This window comes from Streptomyces erythrochromogenes, assembly GCF_036170895.1.
Taxonomy (GTDB): Bacteria; Actinomycetota; Actinomycetes; order Streptomycetales; family Streptomycetaceae; genus Streptomyces; species Streptomyces erythrochromogenes.
This window is the reverse complement of record NZ_CP108036.1, coordinates 4655665-4680545: the sequence shown is the minus strand read 5'-3', so window position 1 is coordinate 4680545 and position 24881 is coordinate 4655665. Positions and strand designations below refer to the sequence as shown.

20 protein-coding genes are annotated in these 24881 nt (G+C 73.1%); 6 read left to right on the top strand and 14 right to left on the bottom strand.

Annotation, left to right across the window (positions count from 1 at the left end; genetic code table 11):
• The first annotated feature begins 44 nt into the window (after positions 1-44).
• Positions 45-896 (top strand): ABC transporter ATP-binding protein, encoded by an 852-nt coding sequence (locus OHA91_RS21365; protein WP_328739763.1) that lies wholly within the window; start codon positions 45-47, stop codon positions 894-896.
• Positions 893-2569, top strand: coding sequence for a transporter (locus OHA91_RS21360; RefSeq protein WP_328739762.1), 1677 nt, complete (start codon positions 893-895; stop codon positions 2567-2569). The genes OHA91_RS21365 and OHA91_RS21360 overlap by 4 nt, the downstream gene beginning before the upstream one ends.
• A 100-nt stretch (positions 2570-2669) precedes the next feature.
• Here the strand turns inward: OHA91_RS21360 and OHA91_RS21355 are convergent, their stop codons facing one another.
• Positions 2670-3188, bottom strand: coding sequence for a hypothetical protein (locus OHA91_RS21355; protein ID WP_266500293.1), 519 nt, complete (start codon positions 3186-3188; stop codon positions 2670-2672).
• Between the two features lie 122 nt (positions 3189-3310).
• Between OHA91_RS21355 and OHA91_RS21350 the strand changes: the two genes are divergently transcribed.
• Complete coding sequence (locus OHA91_RS21350; protein ID WP_266500290.1) at positions 3311-3883, top strand: hypothetical protein; 573 nt, start codon at positions 3311-3313, stop codon at positions 3881-3883.
• A gap of 74 nt (positions 3884-3957) precedes the next feature.
• Here the strand turns inward: OHA91_RS21350 and OHA91_RS21345 are convergent, their stop codons facing one another.
• Positions 3958-4833 carry an alpha/beta fold hydrolase gene (locus OHA91_RS21345; RefSeq protein ID WP_031155229.1) on the bottom strand — a complete coding sequence of 292 codons (876 nt, stop codon included), beginning with the start codon at positions 4831-4833 and terminating at the stop codon, positions 3958-3960.
• Positions 4834-5120: 287 nt separating this feature from the next.
• Complete coding sequence (locus OHA91_RS21340; protein ID WP_031155227.1) at positions 5121-5813, bottom strand: metal-dependent transcriptional regulator; 693 nt, start codon at positions 5811-5813, stop codon at positions 5121-5123.
• A gap of 211 nt (positions 5814-6024) precedes the next feature.
• On the opposite strand from OHA91_RS21340, the gene OHA91_RS21335 reads away from it, so the two are divergent.
• Positions 6025-6780: an SIS domain-containing protein gene (locus OHA91_RS21335; RefSeq protein ID WP_031155225.1), complete on the top strand. Its 756-nt coding sequence runs from the start codon at positions 6025-6027 to the stop codon at positions 6778-6780.
• Between the two features lie 44 nt (positions 6781-6824).
• Here OHA91_RS21335 and OHA91_RS21330 read toward each other — a convergent pair whose 3' ends face one another.
• Positions 6825-8138 carry a PAS domain-containing protein gene (locus OHA91_RS21330; protein WP_031155222.1) on the bottom strand — a complete coding sequence of 438 codons (1314 nt, stop codon included), beginning with the start codon at positions 8136-8138 and terminating at the stop codon, positions 6825-6827.
• A 441-nt stretch (positions 8139-8579) separates the two neighbouring features.
• Positions 8580-9242 carry a pyridoxamine 5'-phosphate oxidase gene (gene pdxH, locus OHA91_RS21325; RefSeq protein WP_328739761.1) on the bottom strand — a complete coding sequence of 221 codons (663 nt, stop codon included), beginning with the start codon at positions 9240-9242 and terminating at the stop codon, positions 8580-8582.
• Positions 9243-9442: 200 nt separating this feature from the next.
• Here pdxH and OHA91_RS21320 point away from each other — a divergent pair, with 200 nt between their 5' ends.
• On the top strand, positions 9443-10549 hold the full coding sequence (locus OHA91_RS21320; protein ID WP_031155218.1) for a citrate synthase 2: 1107 nt from the start codon (positions 9443-9445) through the stop codon (positions 10547-10549).
• Between the two features lie 104 nt (positions 10550-10653).
• On the opposite strand, the gene OHA91_RS21315 is transcribed toward OHA91_RS21320, so the two are convergent.
• The 7 genes from OHA91_RS21315 to OHA91_RS21285 all read right to left on the bottom strand — a co-directional run bounded on the left by OHA91_RS21315 (position 10654) and on the right by OHA91_RS21285 (position 20224).
• Positions 10654-11292 (bottom strand): TetR/AcrR family transcriptional regulator, encoded by a 639-nt coding sequence (locus OHA91_RS21315; RefSeq protein ID WP_031155215.1) that lies wholly within the window; start codon positions 11290-11292, stop codon positions 10654-10656.
• Entirely contained in the window at positions 11280-12017 is a 738-nt protein-coding gene (locus OHA91_RS21310) for an enoyl-CoA hydratase family protein (RefSeq protein ID WP_328739760.1), read from the bottom strand. The genes OHA91_RS21315 and OHA91_RS21310 overlap by 13 nt, the downstream gene beginning before the upstream one ends.
• Before the next feature lie 837 nt (positions 12018-12854).
• Complete coding sequence (locus OHA91_RS21305; protein WP_031155404.1) at positions 12855-14015, bottom strand: acyl-CoA dehydrogenase family protein; 1161 nt, start codon at positions 14013-14015, stop codon at positions 12855-12857.
• Positions 14012-15922: an ATP-binding protein gene (locus tag OHA91_RS21300; RefSeq protein WP_328739759.1), complete on the bottom strand. Its 1911-nt coding sequence runs from the start codon at positions 15920-15922 to the stop codon at positions 14012-14014. The genes OHA91_RS21305 and OHA91_RS21300 overlap by 4 nt, the downstream gene beginning before the upstream one ends.
• 8 nt (positions 15923-15930) lie before the next feature.
• On the bottom strand, positions 15931-17529 hold the full coding sequence (locus OHA91_RS21295) for an acyl-CoA carboxylase subunit beta (protein ID WP_031155408.1): 1599 nt from the start codon (positions 17527-17529) through the stop codon (positions 15931-15933).
• Positions 17526-19307, bottom strand: coding sequence for an acyclic terpene utilization AtuA family protein (locus tag OHA91_RS21290; protein ID WP_328739758.1), 1782 nt, complete (start codon positions 19305-19307; stop codon positions 17526-17528). The genes OHA91_RS21295 and OHA91_RS21290 overlap by 4 nt, the downstream gene beginning before the upstream one ends.
• Complete coding sequence (locus tag OHA91_RS21285; protein ID WP_328739757.1) at positions 19304-20224, bottom strand: TIGR03084 family metal-binding protein; 921 nt, start codon at positions 20222-20224, stop codon at positions 19304-19306. The genes OHA91_RS21290 and OHA91_RS21285 overlap by 4 nt, the downstream gene beginning before the upstream one ends.
• Positions 20225-20554: 330 nt before the next feature.
• On the opposite strand from OHA91_RS21285, the gene OHA91_RS21280 reads away from it, so the two are divergent.
• A complete protein-coding gene (locus OHA91_RS21280) occupies positions 20555-22177 on the top strand; it encodes a CocE/NonD family hydrolase (RefSeq protein WP_266500264.1) in 1623 nt (540 codons plus the stop codon).
• Positions 22178-23541: 1364 nt separating this feature from the next.
• On the opposite strand, the gene OHA91_RS21275 is transcribed toward OHA91_RS21280, so the two are convergent.
• Positions 23542-23898, bottom strand: a complete 357-nt coding sequence (locus OHA91_RS21275) for a DUF1801 domain-containing protein (protein WP_266500261.1) — start codon at positions 23896-23898, stop codon at positions 23542-23544.
• The gene (locus tag OHA91_RS21270; RefSeq protein ID WP_031158299.1) at positions 23898-24833 is read right to left on the bottom strand and encodes an EamA family transporter; all 936 of its coding nucleotides are present in this window, start codon (positions 24831-24833) and stop codon (positions 23898-23900) included. The genes OHA91_RS21275 and OHA91_RS21270 overlap by 1 nt, the downstream gene beginning before the upstream one ends.
• Positions 24834-24881: the final 48 nt, after the last annotated feature.

Below are 24881 nucleotides of genomic sequence, written 5' to 3'. Positions count from 1 at the left end.
GAGGAGAGAACGACCAACGGGGACGTGTGACGAGAGGCAGGCGCATGCCGGACCAGGGCGATGCGACGGGTGGAACGCACGGGACGGAGGGCGCGCGAACCGCGCCGTCCGCCGTGCGCGTGGAAGGTCTGTGGAAGCGGTTCGGCGAGCAGGTGGCCGTCGCCGGCATCGATCTGGAGCTGCCCGCCGGGAAGTTCATCGGCCTGGTGGGGCCGAACGGCGCGGGCAAGACGACCACGCTGTCCATGGTGACGGGGCTGCTGCGCCCCGACATGGGGCGGGTCCTCGTCGCGGGGCACGACGTGTGGGCCGACCCGACCGAGGTGAAGGCGCGGATCGGCGTCCTGCCCGAGGGACTGCGGCTCTTCGAGCGGCTGTCGGGACGTGAACTGCTCGGCTACATGGGCCGTCTGCGCGGACTCCCCGGCGAGGAGACCGACAAGCGGGCCACGCAGCTGCTGGACATCCTCGACCTCGCCGGTTCGCAGCACAAGCTGGTCGTCGACTACTCGACCGGCATGCGCAAGAAGATCGGCCTGGCGGCGGCCCTGCTGCACAACCCCGAAGTGCTCTTCCTGGACGAGCCGTTCGAGGGCGTCGACCCGGTGTCGGCGCAGACCATCCGCGGAGTGCTGGAACGATACACCGCGTCCGGTGCCACGGTCGTCTTCTCCTCCCACGTGATGGAGCTCGTCGAGTCGCTGTGCGACTGGGTGGCCGTGATGGCCGCCGGCCGCATCCGCGCCGCGGGCCCGCTGGCCGACGTACGGGGCTCCGCGCCCTCCCTCCAGGCCGCCTTCCTCGAACTGGTCGGCGCGCACGGGCGGGACACGGCCGGGGACTCGCTGGACTGGCTCGGCGGCAACTCCGGGGCTTCCGGGACGGTCGTGCGATGAGCGCGCCCGCCGCCCCCGCCGGGGCCACCGGCGCCTCCGGCACCGCAGGGACCGTCGCGGGAACGGCGCCCTCCGCCGCACCGCTCGCGCTGACCCCGATCTTCCTCCGCATCAAGCTGTCCCTGCTGCGCAACGGGCTGAAGGGCTCCTCGAAGCGCAAGGCCGCCTACTTCTCGACGCTGGCCTTCGCGCTGGTGGTCGGCTTCTTCATGACGCTCGGCCTGGGCCTGCTGCACGGCAACGCGCACGCGGGCACCGTCGTGGTCCTGCTGGCCGCGATCCTGGCGCTCGGCTGGGCCTTCATGCCGCTGTTCTTCCCCACCGGGGACGAGACGCTGGACCCGAGCCGGCTGGTGATGCTGCCGCTGCGCCCGCGTCCCCTCGTACGGGCCCTGCTCGTCAGCTCGCTCGTCGGCATCGGGCCGCTGTTCACGTTGTGCCTGGCGATCGGCTCGGTGATAGCCGTCGCGCGCGGCGCCGCCGGCGCGGTGGCGGCCGTGGTGGCCGTACCGCTCCTGCTGCTCGGCTGCGTCACCCTCGCCCGGGCCGTGGCGACGGCCAACGTACGCCTGCTGACCAGCCGCAAGGGGCGCGACCTGGCGCTCCTCAGCGGCCTGGTGATCGCGGTGGGCGCGCAGCTGGCCAACTTCGCCAGCCAGAGCCTCTTCCAGGCGGGCGGCCTGTCGAAGCTGGAGCCCGTCGAGGCGGTGCTGCAGTGGCTGCCGCCGGCGACCGCCGTCGGGATGGTCGACTCGGTGAGCGAGGGCGCGTACGGGCGGGCGGCGGCCCAGCTGGTGCTGACCGTGGCCGCCGTGGCCGCCCTGCTGTGGTCCTGGGAGCGCAGCCTCACCAAGCTGATGGTCACCCCGGACGGTTCGACGATCGCGGCCTCCGGACCGGTCAAGGGCCGCGACGGCGCCGGCGGCGGCTTCTGGTCGCTGATGCCGGGCGGCCGGACGGGCGCCTCCATGCAGCGCAGCCTGCGCTACCTCGTGCGTGACCCGAAGACGAAGTCGGCCACGGTGACCGCGCTGGCGATCGGCGCGATCGTGCCCGTCTTCAACGCGCTGCAGGGCACCGGGTCGGTGTACCTCGGCTGCTTCGGCGCGGGCATGCTCGGCGTGCAGATGTACAACCAGTTCGGGCAGGACACCTCGGCGTTCTGGATGGTCGCGCAGACCATCTCGAACACCCGTGACGCGTACGTGGAGCTGCGCGCCCGCGCTGCCGCGCTGGCCCTGGTCACCGTCCCGTACACGGTCCTCGTCACGGCGGTCACCGCGGTCCTGTTGGACGACTGGCAGGGCTTCGCCGCGGGGGTGGGCGTGGCCCTGGCCCTGCTGGGCGCGATGCTCTGCACGGGGGCGCTGGCCTCGGCCCGCTTCCCGTACTCCATCCCGACGGACGGCGCCTTCAAGAACGTCGCGCCGGGGCAGGGCGGGCTCGCCTGGGGCGGCATCGCGGCCGGAATGCTGGTGTCGGCGCTGGTGTGCGCGCCGGTGATCGCCCTGGCGATCTGGCTGAACATGGCCGAACACCGGGACACGTCCTGGGTGGTACTCCCGATCGGTGTGGCCTGGGGCTGGCTGGCCGCCTGGGCCGGCCTGCGGCTCGCGGCCCCGACGGTGTCGCGGAAGCTCCCGGAGATCCTGCTGGCCGTCAGCAAGGGCTGACGCGGCCCGCCGCCGTCCCGCTCCCGGCAGACAGCCGGCGCCCCGAACGTCGCCGTGCGGCGGCTCGGGGCGCGAAAGGCGGTGGCGGGACCGGCCGGGTTCAGCGGGCGGCGAGCAGGATCAGCGCGGCGGCGGAGCCGGCGAACACGATGCCGTGGCGGAGGTTCTGCAGGTACGGCATGACCCAGCGGGGGAATCCCTGCTCGGCGGCGCGGAGCATGGACCTGACGTCGATGCGCCGCAGTTCGGCGTCGTCGGACTTGGCGAAGGCGGCGGTCACGGACGGCACGGCTGTCAGGTTGGAGTAGAGGATCACGCAGTTCACGAGGATGACCAGCGGCTGGACGATCCAGGTGAGCGTGTCCGCCCAGGAGTTGCCGGCCAGCGCGAGGACGGCGGGCACGGCCAGGGCAGTGGCGACCCCGACGGGCGCCCAGGTCTCGTGGCCCCCGGCGTCGAGGCGCATGCCGTTCTCGGCCATGACGGTGGTCCGCACTCCCTGACGCCCCAACTCGGCCTCGACGGCGGCCTGGGCGCGGCTGCCGTAGCGGCTGCGGACGAGCGGGATGCTCAGGAAGGCGAGGGCGATCAGGAGCTGCAGGGCGGCGACGGCGTACATGGGGTTTCCTCGTTTCTCAGGTGTTCTCCCGGCGACGTGGAAACCATGACCCGCCCCCCTGAGACCCCCCGAACACCCGACTGACATCCCGCTGACACGCCCTGCCGCGGAACAATGGCGGGATGACGGACGATCTCACCGCACAGGCTTGGGCAGACGGACTGGCGCTGTACGAGAGCCGTTGGGCCTTCGCAGCCGTGGCGCGACGCGATCAAGCGCAATGGTGGTTCGACGTCGCAGCGATCATGCGTGGGGAGACCTCTGACCCGCGTGGCTGGGCGTCGCTCGATCCGTACGAGGACGAGAGCGACCGCGAGGTCGATGCGTTCGCCTGGGTCGAGCCGCCCACGCATCCGGCCGACGTGGAGCGCTTTCAGCGCTCCGTCCGCGAACTCCCGCGTTCTTCGGTCGAGTCGCTCATGGTCCTGCTCGGCGTTGTCGGCATGAACGTCTCGAAGACCTGGGGCTTCGAGGAGCGTCGGCCGGAGATGGAACGACGCGCTCTGGTGCTGCTCTCGCGCTTCCCCGACGGCACCCGCTTCTACTCCAACGTCGGCTGGCAGGGCGAGCGGCCGAACTTCTACGAGCAGCCGGTCAACGGAGTCAGCACGTTCAGCCGCAGCCGCTTCGATGCCGGTCTGATCGCGGTCAACGACACCGAAGTCGCCCTGATCTGGACCTTCGAGTCCTTCTGACCTTCCCGAACCGGCCTGGAGAGGGGCGGCCCGGTCGGGGCCGCCCTGTACGGGCGGGTCGGGGCGGGCCGGGGTCAGGGGGTGGGGGCCGGGATGTCGTCCAGGAAGGGCTCCAGGACGGCGCGCCAGGCCGTCGGCTGGTCGTAGTGGAGGTAGTGGCCGGCGTCGGGGATCTCCGCGTACCGGCCGGCCGGGAGGACGCGGACCATCTCCTGGGCCTCGGCGCGGCCCAGTTCGCCGTCCAGGCCGCGGACCACGAGGGTCGGGCAGCGGACCTGGGCCAGCTCCTCCCAGTGCGCGTCGTGGACCCACGTCTCGCGGGCCGTCAGCATCTGGCGGCGGGAGAAGAGCGGCCGCCAGCCGTCCGAGGCCTCGTGCATGACCTCGGCGAAGAAGGCGCCGCGGCCGGGATCGGGGCGCTCCACGCGGGGATCGTCCTCGCCGAACCAGCGGCGGGCCGCGTCCTGGGTGGGGAAGGGCAGGGGCCAGAGGTGGAACCAGTCCTCCCATTCGCGCTGGGAGGCCGCGCCGAGGGCCGAGGCCCGCATGTCGCAGATGACGAGGGCCGCGACCAGGTCGGGGCGGCGGGCGGCGAGCTGCCAGGCCGTGAGCGCTCCCATGGAGTGGCCGATCAGGGTGACGGGGGCGAGGCCGAGCTGTTCCACGGCGGCCTCGGCGTCGGCCACGAAGGCCTCGCGGCCCAGTGCCGTGTGCGGGGCGGCCGCGTCGGCCGGGCGGTCGCTGTGGCCGTGGCCGCGCTGGTCCAGGGCGACGACGCGGCGGCGTTCGCCGAGCCAGTGGGCGGTGCCGGCCCAGTGGGAGGCACGACCCATCAGGCCGTGCAGTAACAGCACGCCGGGGCGGGGGTCTGCCTCGGGGACCGGTTCTCGGAACTGCCAGGCGGCCAGACGGACGCCTTCGGCCCCTGTCACATCGATGCGCTGTACCACCGCAGATGCACCCCCTTCGCTCCCCGCCAGACTATCGAACCCCCATTCGAAAACGGGGTTCTCGCCCACAACACCGCTCTTTCGAGTGACCTTGCTCAAGGATTGGCCGCCCCTGCCGATGGAGATCCTTTCAACAGGGAGGCGGGCCGCTCGGGGAAGACGGTCCGAGGGGACGACCTTGAGAGCTCGGGGCTCCAGGTCACACAGGGGAGGACCGGTCCCGGCGCCGCAAGGCGCCGGGACCGACCACTACCGAGGACCGATCCGTACGGCTGGGACCTACGAGGTCAGCGCTTCGCCACGAACACGTGCGAGGCGATCTCCGCCTCGAGCTCGGCGGCCTCACCACCACTGCCCACCAGCACACCGCCCGGCGACTCGGTCACGCTCACCACCGAACCGGGCTGCACACCCGCACGACGCAGCGTGTACATCAGCTGGGCGTCCGTCTGGATCGGCTCCCCGATCCGCCGCACGACCACCGTCTTGCCCTCGGTACCCGGGTCCAGTTCGGCCAGGCTGATCATCCCGTCCTCCAGGAACGGCTCCGCCTCGGCCTTCTCCCCCAGCTCCTCCAGCCCCGGGATAGGGTTCCCGTACGGCGACTCGGTCGGGTGGCGCAGCAGCTCCAGCACCCGCCGCTCCACCGCCTCGCTCATCACGTGCTCCCACCGGCAGGCCTCGGCGTGGACCTGCTCCCACTCCAGCCCGATGACGTCGACGAGCAGGCACTCGGCGAGCCGGTGCTTGCGCATCACGCGCGTCGCCAGCCGCCGGCCCTCGTCCGTCAGCTCCAGGTGCCGGTCGGTGGCGACGGCCACCAGGCCGTCCCGCTCCATGCGCGCCACCGTCTGGCTCACCGTCGGCCCGCTCTGGTCCAGCCTCTCGGCGATCCGGGCGCGCATGGGTACCACGCCTTCCTCTTCCAGCTCGAGGATGGTGCGGAGATACATCTCCGTGGTATCGATCAGTCCGGACATTCGTGCCCCTCGGATTGCGTGCGCTGGCCCTGTCCCCAATTCTGACGCATCAGGCCGACAACCGTCCCGTGCCCAGCGGTCAAGACCCGTCCCGTACATCCCCAGGCCCTTCTCACACGGGATTGACGCCCGTATTGACACGCCCTTGGTCCAGACCGCACGGTGAGCGGCGGACACGGACGCACCCCACCTCTGGAAGGGCCTTCGGCGCATGAGCGAGAGCAAGCTGGCCGGTCAGTTCTTCGATGCCGCCATCGGCCTGCTGGAGCGGGTACGGGACGAGGAGGCCCCGCACATCGCCGAGGCCGGCACCCTCATCGCCGACGCCGTCGCCGCCGGCAACCGCCTCTTCGCCTTCGGCGCCGGACACTCCTCGCTGCCCGCCCAGGACGTCGTCTACCGGGCCGGCGGCCTGGCCCTGATGAACTTCCTCGCCGTCCCCGGCACCGCCGGCGTCGACGTCATGCCCGCCACCCTGGGCAGCGCCCTGGAACGGGTCGACGGCCTCGCCGGCGCCGTCCTCGACAGCAGCCCCGCCTCCGACGGCGACGTCCTCGTGATCATCTCCCTCTCCGGGCGCAACGCCCTGCCGGTCGAGATGGCCATGAACGCCCGCGCCATCGGCCTCAAGGTCATCGGCGTCACCTCCGTCGCGTACGCCACCGACACCCGCTCACGGCACGTCTCCGGCACCTTCCTCAAGGACCACTGCGACGTCGTCCTCGACAGCAAGATCGCCGTCGGCGACGCCGAACTGAGCATCGACGGCATCGACGCCCCCTTCGCCCCCGCCTCCACCGTCGTCACCAGCGCGATCATGCAGGCGGTCATGGCGACGGCGGCCGGAGAACTCGCCGCCCGCGGCTTGGAACCCCCGCTGCTGCGCTCGGGCAACGTCGACGGCGGCCACGAGTGGAACGGCCGCGTCATGCAGGAGTACGGCGACCGGATCTTCTTCCGTCACTGACCGGCCGACGGCACCGACCGGCTCGGGCCGGTGGCCGGCTCCGGTCACTGACCCGGCGGGCGCGCCGCCAGGTCCAGGTCCGCCGCGACCCTGGCCGCGACCTCCTCCGCGTACGCGGCGTCCGCGCGCTCGAACGCCACCCGCGAGGGCCCGCGCAGGAACGTCAGCGCACCCAGGGTCCGCCCCCGGCTGCGCAGCACCGTGCACAGCACGTGCGCCGCCCCCTCGGGCCACTGCCGGGCCCGCGCCCACTCCGCGTCCGCCTCGCCGCGCGGGGCACTGGTGCGCACCGAGCCGATCCGGTCCAGCGCCTGCAACGCCGGGTGCCCGGCCGCGTACCGCACGGGGATCGAACCCGGCGCCGGCAGCGCGGGCGGCGACGCTGCGCACCGTACGAGCCTTCGCCGCTCGGAGTCGGCCGCAGGAGCCAGTACGTCGAGCAGCGCGTGCTCGGCGAAGCCGGCGAGCGCGAAGTCCAGGCGCACGGCGGCCGCCTCCGCCGGATCCTCGCACTCGGCGGCGGCCCGCCCCGCCCGGTGGAGCTGGTGGGACCGGAACCGCGCCTGCGCGGCGTCGAGCTGTTCCTGCCGGGCCTCGGTGACGTCCTGGATCAGCCAGCCGACGCCCAGCGGCACCGGTTCCTCCGCGAGCGGCGAGGCCAGCCGCAGGAACCCGCACCGCCAGCACCGGCGCCGCACCCCCTCCGCCGTGCGCACCGCCACCCACATCTCGACGGGCGCGGGCGGCGCCCCCTCCGCGAGGACGTGCTGGAGCGCGCCCTCCAGCTCCTCCACCCCCTGGGTCAGCAGCTCCCCGAGGGGCCGGCCGAGCAGAGCGGTGCGGCCGGTCCCGAAGGCCCGGGCGGCGTGCGTGTTGACCACGGCGGGCCGCAGGTCGACGTCGACGAGGACGACGCCCCAGGAGGCGTCCTCCATCAGGGCCTCGCTGAGCGCGATGGACCGCTCCAGGTCGATCTGCGCGTGCACCTCGCTGAAGGCGCAGTACACCCCCGCGGGCGAGCCGTCCGCACCCGGCACCCCGGCGGACTGCGTCCGTACGAGGACCCGCCCGCCGTCCTTGGTGAGCAGCGCGAACTCGTGGACCTGGCGCCCGGGCACCTGCTGGGCGGACATCAGTCTGTCCTGCACGTCCTGCGCGTCGGCGGCCCGTACCGCCCACCCCTCGAACCCCTTGCGCCCCACGGCCTCCCCGGCCGACCAGCCCAGGATCCGCTCGGCCTCCCGGTTCCAGTGGGTGATCACCCCGTCGGAATCGAAGGCGCACAGCGCGGCGTCCATCCCGTCCAACAGCGCGGCGAGCAGATCGTCGGCGGTCTCGTCACGTCCGGAAGCACTCACCTGGAACCCCCAGCAGGTGTTCGCGTATGCGGCACGTCAGATCATTGAACTCGAACGTGACCCACACCACACCGCTTTCGCCGGATTGGGGACACGAAATCCGGTCAGGCCGGGGCGGCCGGCACATCGCTGCCCCCTCGGAAGCGCCCGCGGGAGGGCCGGCTCCGGCTCCAATAAACAGTTGTGACCGCCGGCGTGCGTGCCTAGGCTCTGACTTACACGAGAAGGGAGGTGGTTCCCGCAATGTACGGAAACCGGACGCGTGAGGTGGCTGCGGGCTAGGGCCCGCCGTCAGTAGCGCACCCAGTGCGGTGCCCGGCGGATCGCCCGGCGCCAATCCCAAGCAGTCACCCGACCCGCGGGCTCGCCGGTAACGTCCGGCCGGCTCCTCTCACTGCAGGAGAGGAACCCGAGCCCGCGGGTCGTCTGTTTTTCCCTCGGCTACGGGCAGAGCCGTTCCAGGCGCCACTTCCCGACCTCCAGCACGTAGTGGAGGCGGTCGTGCAGCCGGTTCTCGTGGCCCTGCCAGAACTCGATCTCCTGCGGCACCACCCGCAGCCCGCCCCACTCCGGCGGGACCGGGACCTGCTCGCCCTCCGGGTAGCGCTCCGCGAGCTCGGCGTAGCGGCTGTCCAGCTCCTCGCGCGAGCCGATCACGCTCGACTGCTCGCTCGCCCAGGCACCCAGCTGCGAGCCGTGCGGCCGGGACCGGAAGTACGCCGCCGTCTCGTCGCGGCCGATACGGGCCGCCGTACCGGTGACGATCACCTGGCGGGCGATGGGGTGCCAGGGGAAGAGCAGCGCGACCTGCGGGTTCTCCGCGAGCTCCCGGCCCTTGCGGGACGCGTAGTTGGTGAAGAACACGAAGCCCCGGCTGTCGAACTGCTTCAGCAGCACCGTGCGCGAGCTGGGCCGTCCGTCGGGGGTGGCCGTCGAGACGACCATGGCGTTCGGTTCGAAGAGGTGCGAGTCGGCCGCCTGCTGGAACCACCTGGCGAACTGCTCCATGGGGTCCTCGGCGAGGCTCTCCTCGTGGACGATCTCCGAGCGGTACTGCTTGCGCATCATTGCGGGGTCAATGTCCTGATCGGTCACGCCAGCCATCCTGCCGCAGGTGGACCGGCGGCGGTGTGCCGTATGTCACGCTTCCGCAGTCGGGACGTAGCGGCCAAAATCTTGGGGCCGGTCCGAAGGTTCCCGCACGGGTGACCATCGGCCGTGCCGGGCATCAACGGGGATGACCGCGCCGGACCGCGAGTCACGCCGGGAGCCGCGCGTGTTCGCACTATCTGAGGAGCCGCCTGATGTCCGACTTCGTACCCGGGCTCGAAGGGGTCGTCGCGTTCGAGACGGAGATCGCCGAACCCGACAAGGAAGGCGGATCGCTCCGCTACCGGGGCGTCGACATCGAAGACCTCGTCGGCCACGTCTCCTTCGGGAACGTCTGGGGCCTGCTGGTCGACGGTGCCTTCAACCCCGGCCTGCCGGCCGCCGAGCCCTTCCCCATCCCGGTCCACTCCGGTGACATCCGCGTCGACGTGCAGTCCGCGCTCGCGATGCTCGCGCCCGTGTGGGGTCTGAAACCGCTGCTGGACATCGACGTGCAGACCGCCCGCGACGACCTGGCGCGCGCGGCCGTGATGGCACTGTCGTACGTCGCCCAGTCCGCCCGCGGCCAGGGCCTGCCCATGGTCCCGCAGCGCGAGATCGACAAGGCCGAGTCCGTGGTCGAGCGGTTCATGATCCGCTGGCGGGGCGAGCCGGACCCGAAGCACGTCAAGGCCGTCGACGCGTACTGGACCTCGGCCGCCGAGCACGGCATGAACGCCTCCACGTTCACCGCGCGCGTCATCGCCTCCACCGGCGCGGACGTGGCCGCCGCCCTCTCCGGCGCCGTCGGCGCCATGTCGGGCCCGCTGCACGGCGGCGCGCCGTCCCGCGTCCTCGGCATGATCGAGGAGATCGAGCGCACCGGCGACGCCGTCGCCTACGTGAAGAAGGCCCTCGACAAGGGCGAGCGCCTGATGGGCTTCGGGCACCGCGTCTACCGCGCCGAGGACCCGCGCGCCCGCGTGCTGCGGCGCACCGCCAAGGAGCTGGACGCGCCGCGCTACGAGGTGGCCGCCGCGCTGGAGAAGGCCGCCCTGGAGGAGCTGCACGCGCGCCGCCCCGACCGGGTGCTCGCCACCAACGTGGAGTTCTGGGCCGCGATCATGCTGGACTTCGCGGAGGTCCCGGCGCACATGTTCACCTCCATGTTCAGCTGCGCCCGTACCGCCGGCTGGTCGGCGCACATCCTGGAGCAGAAGCGCACGGGCCGCCTGGTGCGCCCGTCGGCCCGCTACACGGGCCCGGGCCGGCGCAACCCGCAGGAGATCGAGGGCTACGCGGACATCGCCGAGACCGCCTGACCGGCCCGGCCGACCGCCACCGCGGGGCGCCGCGTCCCGGACTCCCCCGGGGCGCGGCGCGCTGCTGTTCGCCGCGTCCGCGTCCGCGTCTCGGCTGAGCGGGCTCAGCCGAGAGCCGCGTCGAGGATGCGCGACCACTGGGCCACGACACGGGCCCGGCGGGCCGCGTCGTCGGTCAGGACGTTCGCCAGCCCCAGGCCGCGGGCCATGTCGAGGAGGCCCTGCACGGTCTCCCGTACGCCCGGTACGGACTCGTCGGCGCCCAGCAGCTCGACGGCGATGCGGTGGGTCTCGCGGCCGACCCGGGCCTCCAGCTCGGTGACCCGCGGGCGCAGCTGCTCCTCGTTGGAGGCGGCGACCCACAACTGGAGCGCGGCCCGGAAGAGGGCGCCCGTGTACAGGTCCACCAGCGCCTCCACGACGGCCGGGCGGGCGGCCGGGCCAGCGTGGAAGAGGTCGCGCAGGGCGGTGGAGCGCTCCTCGGCGACGTACTCGACGGCGGCGGTGAACAGGTCCTCGCGGGTCGGGAAGTGGTGCTGGGCGGCTCCGCGGGAGACGCCGGCGCGTTCGGCGACGACGGAGACGGTCGAGCCGGCCCAGCCGTGCTCGGCCAGGCAGGACACGGCCGCCTCCAGGAGGTGGCGGCGGGTGACGCGGCTGCGCGCCTGCTTGGGGCCGGTGGCGGTGGCTGCCGTGGCTGTGGCGCCCGTCGGGCCCGTGGCGCCGCCGGTCACAGTGCCCATGACGGGTCCCGGCGCTCGAAGCGGGCGGTGATGCCCTCGCGGGCCTCGGCGGAGCCGAAGTGGTGCGCGGACAGTTCGGTGAGGGCGGCGCCGTCCTGCGCGAGGGCCGCGCGCACGGGTGCGGTGACCAGTCGCTTGGTCGCGGCGAGCGCCTGCGGGCCGGCCTTGCGCAGGCCCGCGAGGACGGGGGCGAGGGTCTCGTCGACGTCCTCCCCGTGGAGGGTGAGCAGGCCGATCCGTGCGGCCTCGGCGGCGTCGAACGCCTCGGCGGTCAGGAAGTAGCGGGCTGCGGCGCGCGGGTCGAGGCGGGGCAGGAGCGGCGCGGAGATGACGGCGGGGACCACGCCCAGGTGCGTCTCCGTGAAGGCGTACGAGGACTGCGGGCCGGCGGCGGCGATGTCGCAGACGCCGAGCAGGCCGAGGCCGCCGGCCCGGACGTGGCCCGTGACGCGGGCGACGACGGGCTGGGGCAGCTCGGCGATCTCGCGGAGCAGGGCCACGAAGTCGGCCGGGGCGGACGGGGACTTGAGGTCGGCGCCGGAGCAGAAGGTGGAGCCGGTGTGCGTGAGCACGACGGCGCGCACGGCCGGGTCCCCGGCGGCCGCGGCGAGGGCGGCGCGGAGCTCGGCGACGAGCTCCGCGGAGAGCGCGTTGCGGTTGGCCGGGGAGTCGAGGGTGAGGGTGGTGACTCCGGCCGCCGTTGTGGCGTGGACGGGTGTGGCCATGGCTCCTCCGGAGCGGTGGGCGGGGTGGGGCGGGGTCCTCCGGGGCGAGGTTATGCGGTGTCCCCTGCGGGGAGCTTGGCGGTATCCGGGGTGGGGCTGCGCCCCGACCCCGGCGGTACCCCTGCGGTACCCCTGCGGGGGCTCGGCGATGTGCGGTGCCCCTGCGGGGGGCTTGGCGGTGTACGGGGTGGGGTGCCCCTGCGGGGGGCTTGGCGGTGTGTGGGGGTGGGGTGGTGCCCCGCACGAGGGTCTCCTCGGCTCGGCGCGTGCGGGTGTGTCGCGGCCGGGCGGCCTGGGTTGCGCGCTCGTCCTGCGGGGACCCTCCTGCGTGTCCCCACCCCACGGCAGCGCTCCGGAAGTGCCAGGGATCCCCTTTGCGTGTCCGGGGCCGAGGGGAGTGGGGACGTGGCGGGGTGTCCCCGCAGGACGAGCGCGCGACCACCGGGTACGGCCGAGACACCCCGCACGCGCCGAGCCGAGGAGACACCCCGGCGGCGGCCCCACTCCCCGAACGGACCGACCCCGCCCCGCCGAACACCCCGCAGGGGCCCGGCCGAGCCGAGGAGACACCCCGGCGGCGGCCCCACTCCCCGAACGGACCGACCCCGCCCCGCCGAGCACCCCGCAGGGGCCCGGCCGAGCCGAGGAGACACCCCGGCGGCGGCCCCACTCCCCGACCGGACCGACCCCGCCCCGCCGAGCACCCCGCAGGGGCCCGGCCGAGCCGAGGAGACACCCCGGCGGCGGACCCGCTCCGATCCCGCCGAGCCGCCCGCAGGGCACCCCGCAGGGGCCCGGTGGCGGCCCCGATCCGATCCCGCCGAGCCGCCCACAGGGTCAGTAGGACTTGGGGAGGCCGAGCGTTTGGTGGGAGATGAAGTTGAGGATCATCTCGCGGCTGACCGGGGCGATGCGGGCTACGCGGGAGGCGGTGATGAGGGAGCCCAGGCCGTATTCGCGGGTGAGGCCGTTGCCGCCGAGGGTGTGGACGGACTGGTCCACCGCGCGGACGCAGGCCTCGCCCGCGGCGTACTTCGCCATGTTCGCGGCTTCGCCCGCGCCCATGTCGTCGCCCGCGTCGTACAGCGCGGCCGCCTTCTGGGTCATGAGGCGGGCCAGTTCCAGTTCGATGTGGGCCTGGGCCAGCGGGTGGGCCACGGCCTGATGGGCTCCGATCGGCTCCTTCCACACCTGGCGGGTCTTCGCGTACCCGATGGCGCGGGCGAGGGCGTAGCGGCCCATGCCGATGGCGAAGGCGGCGGTCATGATGCGTTCGGGGTTGAGGCCCGCGAAGAGCTGGAGGAGGCCGGCGTCCTCGTCGCCGACCAGGGCGGAGGAGGGCAGGCGGACCTCGTCCAGGGTCAGTTCGAACTGCTTCTCCGCCGCCTGCAGTTCCATGTCTATGACCGAGCGGCCGAAGCCCGGGGTGTCGCGCGGGACGATGAACAGGCAGGGCTTGAGGCGGCCGCTGCGGGCGTCTTCGGTGCGGCCGACGATGAGGGTGGCGTCGGCGATGTCGACGCCGGAGATGAAGACCTTGCGGCCGGTGAGGATCCAGTCGTCGCCGTCGCGGCGGGCCGTGGTGGTGATCCGGTGGGAGTTGGATCCGGCGTCCGGTTCGGTGATGCCGAAGGCCATGGTGCGGCTGCCGTCGGCGAGGCCGGGGAGCCAGGTCCGCTTCTGGTCGTCGGTGCCGAAGCGGGCGATGACCGTGCCGCAGATGGCGGGCGAGACGACCATCATGAGCAGGGGACAGCCGGCCGCGCCCAGTTCTTCGAGGACGATGGCCAGTTCGGCGATGCCGCCGCCTCCGCCGCCGTATTCCTCGGGGAGGTTGACGCCGAGGTAGCCGAGCTTCGCGGCGTCGGCCCACAGTTCGTCGGGGTGGCCGCCCTCGCGGGCGACGCGGGTGAGGTACTCGCGGCCGTAGCGCTGTCCGAGGGCGGTGACGGCGGTGCGCAGGGCCTTGTGTTCGGCGGACTCGATGGTGGAGCTCATGACTGCGGTTCCTCCTGGACTACGGCGAGCAGGGCGCCGTACTCGACCTGTTGGCCGGTGACGGCGTGGAGCGCGGTGAGCGTGCCGGAGGCCGGAGCGAGGATGCGGTGCTCCATCTTCATGGCCTCCAGCCAGAGCAGGGGCTGCCCGGCGGTGACGGGGCTGCCGGGGGCGAGGCCCTCGGCGACGCGGACGACGGTGCCGGGCATGGGGGCGAGCAGGGAGCCCGGTTCGGTGCGGTCCTGGGGGTCCGGGAACCGGGGTACGGGGGTGAGGGTGTGGGCTCCGAGCGGGGAGTCGACGTAGACCTCGGTGCTGTTCGAATTTCGTTTCACGTGGAACATCCGCCGGATGCCGTCGACTTCGAGGGTGACGAGGTGCCGTTCGGCCGACAGGACTCGCACGCCGGGGTGGTCGACGGGGTGGTACTGGACCTCGTACTCGGTGCCGGCGGCGGTGTAGCGGCGGGTCTGCGGCTGGGAGCGGAGGTTGCGCCAGCCGCCGAGGCGGGCGGCGAGGGGCGCGTCCGGGGCGGGGGCGGCCTCGGCGAGGGCGGCGGCGAGGGCGGCGGTGCCGGCGTCCGGGGTCGTCTCGGTGAGGGCGGCGAGGTGGCGCTCGTAGAAGCCGGTGTCGAGCTGTGCGGCGGTGAACTCCGGGTGGCGCAGGGAGCCGACGAGGAGTGCGCGGTTGGTGGTGAGCCCGTGGATGCGGGCTCCGGCGAGGGCGTGGGCGAGGGCGCGTACGGCTTCGGCGCGGGTGGGGGCGTGTGCGACGACCTTGGTGAGCATGGGGTCGTAGTGGATGCCGACGGTGTCTCCGCCGGTGAAGCCGGTGTCGACGCGGACCCGGCCGGGGATGTCGAGGGTGTGCAGGACGCCGGTCTGGGGGCGCCAGTCCTGGGCGGGGTCCTCGGCGTAGAGGCGGGCCTCGACGGCGTGGCCGCTGGGCTCGGGGGGCGCCGGGGGCAGGGCTTCGCCCTCGGCGACGCGCAGTTGGAGGGCGACGAGGTCGAGGCCGAAGACGGCTTCGGTGACGGGGTGTTCGACCTGGAGGCGGGTGTTCATCTCCAGGAAGTAGGGCCGTCCGTCGGCGGTGACGAGGAACTCGACGGTGCCCGCTCCCCGGTAGGAGACGGCGCGGGCCGCGGCGACGGCGGCGGCGTGGAGGCTCTCGCGCAGCGGTTCCGGCAGGCCGGGCGCGGGGGCCTCCTCGATCACCTTCTGGTGGCGGCGCTGGAGGGAGCAGTCGCGGGTGCCGAGGGCCCAGACGGTGCCGTGGGCGTCGGCGAGGATCTGCACCTCGACGTGGCGGCCGCGCTCCACGTAGGGCTCGGCGAAGACCTCGCCGTCGCCGAACGCGGAGGCCGCCTCGGCGGACGCGGCGTGGAGGGCCTCCTTGAGGGCGTCCAGGTCGCGGACCACGCGCATGCCGCGGCCGCCTCCGCCCGCGGCCGCCTTGAGCAGGAGGGGCAGGTCGGCGGGGGTGGCGGTGGCCGGGTCGACGGGGTCGAGGAGCGGGACGCCGGCGGCGCGCATGAGTTCCTTGGCCCGGGTCTTTGAGGCCATGGCCTCGATGGCCTCGGGGGGCGGGCCGATCCAGGTCAGGCCGGAGTCCTGGACCTGGCGGGCGAAGTCGGCGTTCTCGGAGAGGAAGCCGTAGCCGGGGTGGACGGCGTCGGCTCCGGCGGCGAGCGCGGCCTTGATGACCAGGTCGCCGCGCAGGTAGGTGTCGGCGGGGGCCGCGCCCGGCAGCCGTACGGCTGCGTCGGCGGCACGGACGTGCAGGGCGTCGGCGTCCGGGTCGGAGTGGACGGCGACGGTGGCCAGGCCCAGGTCTCGGGCCGTGCGGAAGATCCGTACGGCGATCTCGCCCCGGTTGGCGACGAGGAGGGAGGTCAGGTTCGTCATGTGCGGGCTCACATCCGGAAGACGCCGAAGCCGCCACGGGCGCCCTCGACGGGGGCGTTGTGGACGGCCGACAGGCACAGGCCGAGGACGGTACGGGTGTCGCGCGGGTCGATGACCCCGTCGTCGTACAGCCGCCCGGACAGGAACATGGGGAGGGACTCGGACTCGATCTGCGCCTCGACGAAGGCGCGCATCCCGGCGTCCTGTTCCTCGTCGTACGGGAGTCCCTTGGCGGCGGCGGACTGCCGGGACACGATGGAGAGGACTCCGGCGAGCTGCTGGGGGCCCATGACGGCGGACTTGGCGCTGGGCCAGGCGAAGAGGAACCGGGGCTCGTAGGCGCGGCCGCACATGCCGTAGTGGCCGGCGCCGTAGCTGGCGCCGATGAGCACGGACAGGTGCGGGACCTTCGAGTTGGAGACGGCGTTGATCATCATCGAGCCGTGTTTGACGATGCCGCCCTGCTCGTACTCCTTGCCGACCATGTAGCCGGTGGTGTTGTGGAGGAAGAGGAGCGGGATGTCGCGCTGGTTGGCGAGCTGGATGAACTGCGCGGCCTTCTGGGACTCGGCGCTGAAGAGCACGCCCTGGGCGTTGGCGAGGATGCCGACCGGGTAGCCGTGGAGGGTGGCCCATCCGGTGACGAGGCTGCTGCCGTAGAGCGGCTTGAACTCGTCGAAGTCGGAGGCGTCGACGATGCGGGCGATGACCTCGCGGGGGTCGAAGGGGGTCTTCAGGTCGGGCGGGACGATCCCGAGGAGTTCCTCCGGGTCGTAGAGGGGCTCCTCGGCCTTCGGCGGGTCCTGGTGGGGTTTGCGGTGGTTCAGGCGGGCCACGATGCGGCGGGCCTGGCGGATGGCGTCGTACTCGTCGAGGGCGTAGTGGTCGGCGAGTCCGGAGGTGCGGGCGTGCATGTCGGCCCCGCCGAGGGACTCGTCGTCGCTCTCTTCCCCGGTGGCCATCTTGACCAGGGGCGGGCCGCCGAGGAACACCTTGGAGCGGTCCTTGATCATGACGGTGTGGTCGGACATGCCGGGGACGTACGCGCCTCCGGCGGTGGAGTTGCCGAAGACGACCGCGACGGTCGGGATGCCCTCGGCGGAGAGCCGGGTGAGGTCGCGGAAGATCGCGCCGCCCGGGATGAAGATCTCCTTCTGGGAGGGCAGGTCGGCGCCGCCCGACTCGACGAGGCTGATGACGGGGAGGCGGTTCTGCCGGGCGATCTCGTTGGCCCGCAGCGCCTTCTTCAGCGTCCAGGGGTTGCTGGCGCCGCCGCGGACGGTGGGGTCGTTGGCGGTGACCAGGCACTCGACGCCCTCGACCGTGCCGATGCCGGTGACCATGGAGGCGCCGACGGGGTAGTCGCTGCCCCAGGCGGCGAGCGGCGACAGCTCCAGGAACGGGGTGTCGGGGTCGAGGAGCAGCTCGACGCGCTCGCGCGCCAGGAGCTTGCCGCGCTTCTTGTGCCGGGCCGTGTACTTGTCCCCGCCGCCCTCCAGGGCCTTGGCGTGCTCGGCGTCGAGGGCGTCGAGGCGCTCCAGTGCGGCCGTACGGGCCCTGGTGTGCTCGGGGGCTTGGGGGTCGACGGTGGTGCGCAGGCGGGTCATGGGCCGGTCCCCTCCGGGGGCGGGAGCAGGTGGGCGGGGATGTCGAGGTGGCGGGCGCGCAGCCATTCGCCGAGGGCCTTGGCCTGGGGGTCGAAGCGGTGGCCGGAGGCGACGCCGTCGCCGAGGATCCCGGTGACGGTGAAGTTCAGGGCGCGGAGGTCGGGGAGTTCGTGCCGCTGCACGGCGAGGCCGCGGGTCTCGGGGAGCAGGGCCTGGAACCGGTCGACGGTCAGGGTGTCGCGCAGCCAGGCCCAGGCGGGGCCGGAGCAGACCCAGACTCCGACGTTGGCGTCGCCGCCCTTGTCTCCGCTGCGGGCCCCGGCCAGCGCCCCGAGGGGGGCGCGGACGGTCTCCCGGGGCTCCGCCCCGGACCCGGCGGGGGCTGCGCCCCCGACCCCTTCGGGGGCTCCGCCCCCGGACCCCCGCGCCTCAAACGCCGGCGGGCCTGGCGGTGCGGGGGCCGGGGGTGCGGGGGGCTGCGCCGGCGGGGCCGGGGTGGGGGCGGGCATTGGTACTCGGGCGCCGTCCGGGAGGACTGCGGTGTGCGGGACCTCGTCCGCGGGGACGAAGGCCGAGGCGAAGACCCCGTAGGGCTGGGCCGGGCCGGGTGGGGCGCAGACGTGGAAGCCCGGGTAGCTGCCGAGGGCCAGCTCGACGGCCTTCGAGGTCAGGGCGCGGCCGACCCGGTCCGGGGACGGGTCGCGGACCACCAGGCGCAGCAGGGCGCTCGCCGTCTCCTCCGTGTCGGCGTCCGCGTGGTCGGTACGGGCCAGGGTCCAGGCGGCGTCGGCGACGCCCTCCAGGGTCTCGGCGAGCTGGGACCGGACCAGCTCGGCCTTCGCCTCGATGTCCAGGCCGGTCAGGACGAAGACCACCTCGTTGCGCCAGCCGCCGATCCGGGTCACGCCCACCTTGAGGGAGGCCGGCGGGCGCTCCCCCCGCACTCCCGAGATGCGCACGCGGTCGGCGCCGTCGTCGGTCAGCCGGACCGTGTCCAGGCGGGCGGTCACGTCCGGGCCCAGGTAGCGGACGCCCTGGGTCTCGTAGAGGAGTTGGGCGGTGACGGTGCCGGTGGTGACGGCTCCGCCGGTTCCGGGGTGTTTGGTGATGACCGCCGAGCCGTCCGCGGAGATCTCCGCGAGCGGGAAGCCGGGGCGCCGGACGTCGTGGGCGGTGAAGAAGGAGTAGTTGCCGCCGGTGGCCTGCGTGCCGCATTCCAGGACGTGGCCCGCGACCACCGCCCCCGCCAGCCGGTCGTGGTCCTCGGGCGTCCAGTCGAACCACCAGGCCGCCGGGCCGCTGACCAGCGCCGCGTCCGTGACCCGGCCGGTGACGACCACGTCCGCGCCGGCCCGCAGGCAGGCGGTGATCCCGGCGCCGCCGAGGTAGGCGTTGGCCGTCAGGGCGCCGTCCTCGCGCGAGGTGAGGTCGTCGCCCTCGACGTGGGCCACGGATACGGGCACGCCCACCTTGGCGGCCAGCGCCCGTACCGCGTCGGCGAGTCCGGCCGGATGCAGGCCGCCCGCGTTCGTGACGATCCGTACGCCCCGCTCGTGCGCGAGCCCGAGGCCCTCCTCCAGCTGGCGCAGGAAGGTCTTGGCGTAACCGAGGTCCGGGTTCTTCAGACGGTCCCGGCCCAGGATCAGCATGGTCAGCTCGGCCAGGTAGTCCCCGGTCAGCACGTCGAGCGGGCCGCCGGTGAGCATCTCGCTCAGGGCGCTGAAGCGGTCGCCGTAGAAGCCGGACGCGTTGCCGATGCGCAGCGGCCGCCGGCTCATCGTCCCGTCCCCTGGACCGGACCGGCCTCCTGGTCCGGTCCGGCCTCCGGCTCCCGGGCCGCGCCCGGCTCCCGTCCGGCGCCCGGCTCCCGTCCGGCGCCCGGCTCCCGTCCGGCGCCCGGTTCGCGTCCGGCGCCCGCCGGGCCGGCGAAGGCCTGGGCGATGTCCAGCCACCGGTCCGCGTCGGGGCCGGTCGCGGTCAGCTCCAGGTCGGCGCGGTGGGCGCGCTGGGTGACCAGCAGGCAGAAGTCCAGGGCCGGGCCGGTGATCCGCTGCGGGGCCTGCGGCGGCCCGTACGCCCAGACCTGCACGCCGTCGGGAGCGGTCAGCTCCACCCGGAACTCGCCGTCGGGTGCGGGCAGTCCGCGTACGGCGTAGGCGTAGTCGCGGGCCCGTACGCCGATGCGCGCCACGTGCCGCAGCCGCGCGGTCGGGGTGCGGCGCACTCCGAGCGCGTCGGCGACGTCCTGGCCGTGCGCCCAGGTCTCCATCAGGCGGGCGCTGGCCATCGAGGCGGCCTTCATCGGCGGCCCGTACCAGGGGAATCGGGTGTCGGGTGAGGCCGCGGCCAGGGCCTGCGCGAGCGCGTCGCGGGTGCCCCGCCAGCGGGCGAGCAGTTCGGCGGGCGGCAGCGCCGCGCCCTCGCGCGCCCCGTCGTCGACGAAGGAGTCCGGTGCTTTCAGCGCTTCCTCGACCATGACGCCGAAGCCCGTGGCGTCGGTGAGGGAGAGCAGCGAGGCCCGGTCGGTCCAGTGCAGGTGGGCGATCTGGTGGGCGACGGTCCAGCCGGGTGCGGGAGTGGGCCGCGCCCAGTCGGGTGCGGGCAACCCCTCGACGAGGGCGTCGAGTTCACGCCCCTCTTCGCGCAGATCGGTGAAGACGGCGACGGCGTCGTCGACGGCGGACGGATCGGGCACGGTGCGCTCCCCTTCTCGGCGTGAGGGGAAGACTGGCAGCACCCAAGAAAACAATCAAGCACGCTTGCATGATTTTCTCGACCGTCGCCGAGCGGGGTGACACCTTCCCGCCACCCGCACCAAACCGCCCGAATCCAAAGGCAGTTGATCCACATCCGCACCGGCCGCAGGTCTCGCGGTCCGACCGCACCAGGGGCCACGGAGGGCGATTCAGGCCGTAAGCCGGAAACTCGCGATACGTCACCGGATGTCCCGTCGATACTGAACGCTCCGCTCCGGGCCCGGGCGGGCGCCCACGTTCGTGTCACTCGACGAAGAGGATGAACTGACGTGAACCCAGCCGCCCAACCTCCCTTCTCCCTCTATCCCGAACTCGACGCGACCGCCCTCGGCGCCTTCGTCTCCGCCCTGGAGAGCGGCGACGTCACCGGCCTGCCGCCCGCCCGCGCCGCCGAGGTCGCCGAGGCGCGCGCCCTCGCCGTCTTCACCCGCGGCAAGGTCACCGGAGCCGACGGCGACCTCCTCGACGCGGCGCTCTGGCGGCACACCGGGGCCCGGCCGCGCCCGATGATCGTCATGCCCTCGCCCTGGACCAGCCTGGGCTGGCTCGCGTACGCCGTCCAGGCCACTCTGTTCGCGGCCCGCGGCTACAACGTCATCGCCTACTCCGCCCGCGGCTTCGCCGGCTCCGAGGGCCAGGTCGACGTCGCCGGCCCGCTCGACGTCGCCGACGGCAGCCGCGCCCTGGACCACCTGATCGAGCGCAGCACCGGCCCCGTGACGAAGATCGGCTTCCTCGGGGACTCGTACGGCTCCGGCATCAGCCAACTGGTCGCCGCCCACGACACCCGCGTCGACGCCGTGGTCGCGCTCAGCACCTGGGGCGACCTCGGGGAGGCCTTCTACGAGAACTCCACCCGCCACGTCGCGGCGGTGAAAGCCCTGCTCAAAGCCGCCGCGAAGGCCCGGCTGAGCCCGCAGACGCAGAGCGTCTTCGACAACGTCCTGACCGGCAGCGACGTCCGGGGCACCCTGCGCTGGGCCGAGGTCCGCTCACCCTTCACCCACATCAAGGAACTCAACCGCCGCCAGGTGCCGGTCTTCTTCTCGCACGCCTGGCACGAGACGCTCTTCCCCGCCAACCAGACGCTGCGGATGTTCAACGAACTGACCGGACCCAAACGCCTCGCCCTGTCCATCGGCGACCACTCGGGCCCCGAGATGTCAGGCGTCCTCGGCCTGCCGAACCGGATCTGGACGGACGCCCACCGCTGGTTCGACCACCACCTCAAGGACATCGACAACGGCATCGGGGACGAGGGGCAGTTCATCGGCGAGGTCATGTGGAGCAAAACCCTCGAACCCCGACCCACCTGGCCCTCCGTCACCGAACAGCTCCAACGCCTCTACCTCGCCGACGGCGGCGAGCTCGGCCCGGAGGCGGAGGCCGGCTGGACGTCGACCGTGCTGTGCGGGATGGACACCCCGGCGACCGTCGCCGACAGGGTCGTCGAGTCCGGGTACGCGGAGATGGCCGGCCGCCCGAAGATCTACCTGACCGAGGACATCGACCGCACCGTCGCCGCCGTCTGGACGGCCGAACCGGCCGCGGAGACCGTCCGGCTGCGCGGCACGCCCCGGCTCCGCGTGACCTACCGCGCGGCGAACCCGGGCTCCACCTTCGTCGCGTACCTCCTCGACACGGCCCCGGACGGCTCGGCCCACCTGGTCACGCACGCCCCGTACAGCGATCTCGAGTCGCCGCCCGACAGCCTGATCAGCGCGGACATCGAGCTCCAGGCCACGGCGTACGACGTGCAGCGCGGCCACCGCCTGATGCTGGTGATCGACGCCCGCGACCCGTTCTACGCCGACGCCAACCTGCCCCGCGCGACGCTGGCCTTCACCTCCCCGGAGGCCACCCCGTCGTACCTGGACCTCCCCCTCGGCTGATGCCGTACGCCCGCCCAGCCGGTCCCCCGCGGCCGTCCGGGCGGGCGCACGCTCCAGGGATGACGCACGGGACGCGGCTCCGGTTGCGGTGTTTCTGCGGGGCGGAAGTGAAGGGTGTGGGGGGTGGTTGGGGGCGGAGTTCCAGCGGGGCGGGGGTGGGAGGCGTGGCGGGGTGGTGTGGGGCGGCGGTGTTTCGGCCGGGCGGCATCAGGGACGTCTTGGGGGTTTCCCGTCAGTCCCATCGTCTCTCCGGTTCGTGCCGGTCCCTCAAGGGCGCTCCTTCGTCGCGTCGCTACGCGATGTCGCTGCGCTCCACCCTTGACCGCCCGTCCCGCCCCGGAAATCCGAAAGACTGCCGGGAAGCCCCCAAAGGGACAGGCCGGGCCTTCCTTTTCAGGGACGGGCACATCAGTGATGGGCGGGGCGGTTGGGGGAGCGCACCAAATCGCTACGCGCTCCTGTCGGATGGCGTCCGCAGGCCTCTTGGGCTGGACATAGGCCGCCTCAGATCGCTACGCGCTCCTGTCGGAAGGCGTCTGCGAGCCGTCAAGGGCCGGACATAGGCCGCCCTCGATCGCTACGCGCTTCTCCGAGACCGCGTCCGCCCCTTGTTCGGGGCTGGGCGAGGCGGTTTCGGGGGCGGGCGGGCGATCCATCGGCTGAGCCGATGCCAACCCCCATCAAGGCCGAGGTGAGGTCCCAGCCGCGCGCCCAAACAGGGGCAATTGGGGCAAGATGATGGCTCTCCGAGGCCTCCACCCACCTACACCTGGATTGGCATCGCCTCAGCCGTCATCTGACGCTTTTCCTCCCCCCACCGCCCTCGGACGCCCTCCATGAGGAGCGAATCGGGCCTCTGCGGCCTATTACCAGCCCCAGACGGACTGCAGTCGCGCGAGGCAGAAGCGCGTAGCGATCGATGGCGGCCTATGTCCAGCCCCTGACGGCTCGCAGACGCCTTCCGACAGGAGCGCGTAGCGATCCGAGGCGGCCTATGCCCAGCCCAAGAGGCTGGCAGACGCCTTCCGGCAGGAGCGCGTAGCGATTTGAGGCGCTCCGGGCTCTCGCCCGCGCCCTCCGACGCGCCGTCTCTCTATCGATCGCCCGGCCCGTTCCTTTGGGGGCTTCCCGGCAGTCCTCGTATTTCCGGGGCGGGACGGGCGGTCAAGGGTGGCCGAAGGCCATCGCGAAGCGACGCGACGAAGGAGCGCCCTTGAGGGACCGGCACGAACCGGAGAGACGATGGGACTGACGGGAAACCCCCAAGACGTCTCTGATGCCGCCCCGCCGAAACACCGCCGCCCCACACCACCCCGCCACGCCTCCCGCCCCCGCCCCGCCGGAGCCCCGGCCCCGAGGCTCCCTCAGCACACCTGGCCCGGGCTCGCCTGGGACGTGGCGCGGAGGAGGTCGCGGAGGAGGTCGAAGTCGACCTTGGCGGGGTTGCGGAAGCGGAGGCAGGCTTTGCCCATGTCGTGGGCCGCCAGGCGGTCCGCGAAGGCGTCCCGTACGTCCGTGCGCATCAGGTAGAAGGAGATGTACTGCTTCTGGTTCGCCCAGGCGATCTCCCCGTCGGTCTCGCCCGGCCGTACGTACACCGGCATCCCGTACGCGATGCGTTCCTCGAAGCCCTTGAGCTCCGTCACGCACAGCTCGCGCAGGCGGGCGAGGGCCGGGCGGCGGGCTTCGGGGGCGGCGTCCAGGTAGGCGGCGACATCCATCAGGCGGGGTGCTTTCTGATCTGGGAGCGGACCGCGCCCATGCTGGCCGCGATGACGAGGGCGATGGCCAGGGCGTCGAGCGCCGACATGGCCTGGTTGAGGACGAGGAAGCCCGCGGTGGCGGCGATGGCCGGCTCCAGGCTCATCAGGATCGCGAAGGTCGGGGCCGGCATCCGCCGCAGCGCGAGCAGCTCCAGCGTGTAGGGCAGGACGGACGACAGTACGGCCACGCCCACGCCCAGCGCGAGGGTGCTCGGGACCAGCAGGTCCGAGCCCGCTTCGTAGACGCCCAGCGGCAGCGAGAGGACGGCGGCGGCCGCCATCGCGAGGGCCAGGCCGTCCGCCTGCGGGAAGCGGCGGCCGGTGCGCGCGCTGAACACGATGTACGCCGCCCACATGGCGCCCGCCCCGAGCGCGAAGGCCGCGCCCAGCGGGTCGAGGGAGCCGAAGCCGAGGCCGCCCCCGCCGTGCCCGGACAGCAGGGCCACGCCGACGAGGGCGAGGCCGGCCCACAGGAAGTTCACCAGGCGGCGGGAGACGACGACGGACAGGGCGAGCGGCCCGAGGACCTCCAGGGTGACCGCGGGGCCGAGCGGGATCCGGTCGATGGCCTGGTAGAAGAGGCCGTTCATGCCGGCCATCGCCACGCCGAACGCGGCGACGGTGCCCCAGTCGGAGCGCGTGTACCCGCGTACCTTCGGCCGGCACAGGAGCAGCAGCACGATCGCGGCGGCCGCGAGGCGCAGGGTGACCACGCCCGCCGCACCGGCCCTCGGCATGATCATGACTGCGAGGGCGGCCCCGAACTGGACCGAGATGCCTGCCGAGATCACCAGTGCGACCGGGCCGAAGCGGGACCGGGCCCCATCGGCGGAGGGGTCGGCCGGGAGTGCGGCGGCGGGGGTGGTCGTCGGGGACGCGGAAGGTGCGGGCATCTATCCAGATTAAGCCTTCGTAAGGAGTGTCGCCGCGTCTCTTGCCTT